General features: G+C 38.3%; 1 protein-coding gene and 1 pseudogene. Both read left to right on the plus strand.

Going from position 1 to position 1,147, the window contains the following annotated elements; translation table 11 throughout:
- The first annotated feature begins 183 nt into the window (after nucleotides 1–183).
- The gene (locus F6K20_RS39410) at nucleotides 184–801 is read left to right on the plus strand and encodes a hypothetical protein (protein WP_287298585.1); all 618 of its coding nucleotides are present in this window, start codon (nucleotides 184–186) and stop codon (nucleotides 799–801) included.
- A 129-nt stretch (nucleotides 802–930) separates the two neighbouring features.
- Nucleotides 931–1,147 (plus strand): annotated as a pseudogene (locus F6K20_RS39415) (dynamin family protein); the annotation flags it as partial.

Genomic DNA, 1,147 nt, shown 5'->3' on the forward strand with positions numbered 1-1,147 from the left:
TTTTTTTTTTTTCCAACCGGAAGCCGGAATAGGAGTGGACTAGAAGTTGTTACCTGAAGTTCAGACGTTGCTTTTTCAATCTGTGAGCATTTCAATATAACTCAGGATTCGACCATCACACAAGACTTTCAGTTTTTGAAAAAGTATTTCATTGACGATGATAACAATCATTGGAGTAATAATATGGATAGAGTATTAAAAGTATTATGTAAAGAAGTATTAGATAAGCCGTTGCCAGAAGAGGATCCGTTGACGCAGTGTTTACGAGTTACTCCTGAGCCTTGGTTGACAATTATCTTTATACTTTTCATCTCTCTTATAGTTATTGGCTCCTACGCTTTTCTGAAACCAGTGATTTTTAAAACCCAAGAAAAACCAGAGCAATATACACCACCACTGTCACCGCAACCAAAAGACTCTACAGGAAAAGAATCTATTTTGTGCTTAGTTGTTCCTTCTCATCAATTAAGTGACTTGAAGATAAGTGACTTGAAGAATCAAGATGATCTGATTCCCTCAAATCGTGTTAAAGAACTGATATCGTCTGCTTCTTATTTTTTATGTTATGGTTCAGGGCAACCTATTGACCAAATAGTAAACCTCAATCTCAGTCCGGATAGTATTAATTATTCGAGTGATGAAGATGCCTACATCCAGCTGAGAATTCCTGGAGGTGAGAATATAATTGGTCAAAAAACAAAGTTCGAGCTTAGAAAAAATCTACCTGATGGTGATGCTAAAATCGATAAAATTGCTCGTCTTATTAACCTATATGGTTTAGAAAACTTTATTTGTGCTTAAGTAATTATAGCAATTCTATTTCCCATGAGGTACCAAGGGATCCCCCTAAATCCCCCTTAAAAAGGGGGACTTTGAGGTTGCTTACTGTACCTCATACATGCAATAAACGCTATAAAATAGATTGGAAAAATGGATTGGAAAACTGCTTCATCTTATTATGAAATTCGTTTGGGTGACGCCTTAACTGTGCTGCGCCACGCCCTTGATTTAGCCAGGCTTCCTCAAGCGGGAGTTCCTGCTCACCTCAAAGAGGTGCTGTTGGAAGAAGAAAAACCCGCTCGTCGTCAGCTTGAACGCTTGAAGAAACGAGAATTTCGGATTGCTGTTGTGGGCTTGGAAAAGGAGA

This window comes from Moorena sp. SIO2C4 (assembly GCF_010672485.1).
Taxonomy (GTDB): domain Bacteria; phylum Cyanobacteriota; class Cyanobacteriia; order Cyanobacteriales; family Coleofasciculaceae; genus Moorena; species Moorena producens.